Annotated in this window: 2 protein-coding genes and 1 pseudogene; all 3 read left to right on the top strand. The window is 58.0% G+C overall.

Going from position 1 to position 3,065, the window contains the following annotated elements; all coding sequences use genetic code 11:
* Positions 1–357 precede the first annotated feature (357 nt).
* A pseudogene (locus K359_RS56495) lies at positions 358–1,175 on the top strand (isocitrate lyase/phosphoenolpyruvate mutase family protein).
* Between the two features lie 569 nt (positions 1,176–1,744).
* On the top strand, positions 1,745–2,584 hold the full coding sequence (locus K359_RS56490) for a sugar phosphate nucleotidyltransferase (RefSeq protein WP_245284955.1): 840 nt from the start codon (positions 1,745–1,747) through the stop codon (positions 2,582–2,584).
* A gap of 155 nt (positions 2,585–2,739) precedes the next feature.
* Positions 2,740–2,925 (top strand): hypothetical protein, encoded by a 186-nt coding sequence (locus K359_RS0147425; RefSeq protein ID WP_029085195.1) that lies wholly within the window; start codon positions 2,740–2,742, stop codon positions 2,923–2,925.
* The last annotated feature ends 140 nt before the right edge of the window (positions 2,926–3,065 follow it).

The raw sequence follows: 3,065 nt of genomic DNA, 5'->3' as shown, positions 1-3,065 counted from the left end.
AAATGCGAACGAACTGAACCCTTAGCGCGTCAGGTAGTCTCACAACCGCGCAGAATACAAAATACAGAAAGGAACTCGGTTGGCGCATGGGTTACAGTGCGTCCTTCAACGATCGGACATCATGTGATTGCTTGGCTTACCTACGAATCCTGCTCGTCCGGTGCGAGACGCAACAATTTTGCGGCACAGTCAACTACCAACCCGCGTAATTGATCTTGATGACAGAAACATGTCACCTTCCGCCGCTGAATATCGGCCGACCAAACGCACGAACAAGGAATCGGCATGCAAGACCAATCACAGCAATCTGTTCCCGCGAGTGGCTCCGGTCCGCGCGCTGATTCCTTACTCACTGAAATGCTGCGTGCTCAGGTCTGCTCCAGCAGCGAAGTCTCGTTCCTCATGGAAGCGCATGACGGCCTCTCCGCCGCAATAGCCAAGCGCGTGAGTTCAAGGGTCTCTGGGCGTCGGGCCTGTCAATTGCCTGCTCGTTGGGCTGCCGCGACGCCAATGAAGCGTCCTGGAGCCAACTCGCCGACGTAGAACGAGCTTCCTGTGCTTGTTGTCGGGGATGGCGGCTTCGGGCACTTCAACAATGCTCGTCTATTGGCACGCACACTCCGTCAGCGTGGCGCTGCCGGGATTGCGCTGGAAGACAGCTTTTTCCCGAAGACGAACTCGCTTATTGGCGAGCGGCATCCCCTCGCCGATATCGACGAATTCTCCAGCCGCCCGCTTGCGTGCCGTGAAGGATACGGTCGCGGACGATTTGGTGCTTGTTGCCCGCATCGAAGCGTTGATTGTCGGGCATGAAATGGAAGAAGCCGTTTTGCGCACTCACGCTTGCGTGGATGCGGGAGCCAATGCGATCCTCATTCACTCGCGAAAGAGCGCCGCAGACGAGATCCTTGCGTTCACGCACGCCTGCCAGAACAGGTTGCCGGTCGTGATCGTTCCAACGAAATACTATCGAACATCGGTCTCTGCACGCATCGCGACGGTGATCTGGGCCAACCATTCCATGCGAGCGGCAATGCGGCAGGTCTGCGGCCGCAGCTGAGGGGAACACTGTCAGCATTGAGTCCGATATCGCGACACTCGACGAGGTCTTGAGGAACGACGAATTCGCAAGTGCAGAAGCGCGCTATCTTCGCCCTGCTGACTTAAGGCAATAGCTTCTCTAACATACTCATTCTCGAAGGACCACCGCCATGCAACTGGCTGCCTTGCCATCATGCTCAAGCGCGCTTATCAGCAAGTCGCAGGTTTTCACTCCTGAAATTGGGCATACCGTCGACTGCCGCGGCAGGTCATACGCGGCCGATCTGCCCATTGCCGCAATATCTCGGCCGATCTCCCCACCTCAACGACCATCCAGTCACCGACGAAGGGGCACGAGCGCATTTCTCTCTCGGAGAAACCCCAACGCGGACGATGATCCGCGCTTCCGAAGATGTGGATCCGCTTTTCACGAAGCCCGTAGACCCCACACAGCAGCAGAACAACCGACATTGTGGGACCTTTGGAGAGCGCGTGGGGTTGGCTCAGCGGACAGTCTTGTTCACATCGTCGGGCGCCGCTGCGGCGAGGACTGCCGCCAAGACCCCTCGGTCTGAGGGAGTTGCCCATCCCCTCACAGGAGCTCTGCCGGGACCAGATTAACTACCGAAATCGCGGTGACGATCCGTGTCGTTTACGCTTGGGAGTGAGGACGCGATATCAAACAACGACGAAGGGGAATGAAATGACCACCGATGCTCCGAAGAAAGCCGTCATTCTGGCCGCGGGCTTCGGCTCCCGTTTGCGGCCGCTGACCGATCTGCGGCCCAAGCCGCTTGTCGAGGTCAATGGAACGCCGATACTCCATAACGCGCTGCGAAACTTGGAAGCGGTGGCGTGGAAGAAGTCACAATTGTATGGGCTACCGCAAGGACGTTATTCAATATGCCTGCGGCAGCCGCTTTGGCGAGCTCGAAATCAACTCTGTCGAATCGTCCGGGTTCGACCGCAAGCAGCGCCTATTCTCTTTGGCTGGCGCGCGACGCGCTTTTTTCCGGAGACTGCTTCATTGTCGAAGGGTGACGTCTTCTTTGAAGAGGATGCGTTGCGCTACTTAATGATGAGCCAAGCAACCGACGTGGCTGCAGTTGCTCCCTTCAATGAATCGATGGAAGGTTCGGCGGTCTTGTTGTCGGATAGCGGCGTCATCACGAGTTTCCGCATGAAACAGACCGCAGCTAACCTTGTCGCGGATGGCCCAAGACGTTTCAAGACGATGAACCTGCCACGATTGTCAGCGACGACGCTGAGAGCAACGATCGTTCCAGCGCTAGATGATCTCATCGGATCTGGAGCTACTCAGGCCTACACAGAGGCGCTCCTTGCCAGCCTGGTGGAAAGACGAGGCTTACGGATTGCAGCGTCGCGCTGCGACGGTCTCAGGTGGTACGAAATCGACAGCACCGAAGATCTGCCTATCGCGGAGCGCATCTTCACAAGAGCGCCCGCCTTCGATCGCGCCGGGCTACAGAATAGGCGGAGGGTCCAACGCCAAGATACCTTCGGTATCCAGAAAACGCCATAATGTGTTTCGGCGTGGAAGAGTGTCCGCGCCATGGTGAGGTCACTGTACCGGACCTCGTTTTCCCGGGCTTTAGGCAGGCTCCGCAGCGCTCTGGACTGCCAACCGCAGGGCACGCACTCCGGCACACCTACAAATCGCTGACGACCGCGTTGGGGGTGCCGGACATCCTCTCCAGCATCCTGCTGGGCCACGCCGTGCCCGGCATCAGCGGGCGCTATATCGGCGAGCTAGCCATGCTGCGCTCGACTGAGTTACGCGAGGCGCAAGAGAAGATCAGCGCTCACGTGTTCAAGCTTCTCGGGTTGAAGCTTCCACGGGGTAAGATGAGGGCCGCCGGCTAAGTCGGGGGCCTAAGCCGTCGTCCGTGAAGAATGCAGATCAGTCTGAGAGTCTGACTCATATGTGGAACGGCCCGGGCTGCAAGGTCTTTCTCTGATTGAACAAGGAATGGCGGTGCGGTCATATGTTCGGCCTGTGAACG

Source organism: Bradyrhizobium sp. th-b2 (assembly GCF_000426785.1).
In the GTDB taxonomy this organism is placed as follows: domain Bacteria; phylum Pseudomonadota; class Alphaproteobacteria; order Rhizobiales; family Xanthobacteraceae; genus Bradyrhizobium; species Bradyrhizobium septentrionale.
The sequence above is the reverse complement of the archived record's forward strand: the minus strand, read 5'-3'. Positions and strand labels throughout refer to the sequence as shown.

Coding starts and splice junctions, on each gene's coding strand:
- K359_RS56490 (WP_245284955.1), top strand. CDS start 1,745: ATGACCACCGATGCTCCGAAGAAAGCCGTCATTCTGGCCGCGGGCTTC.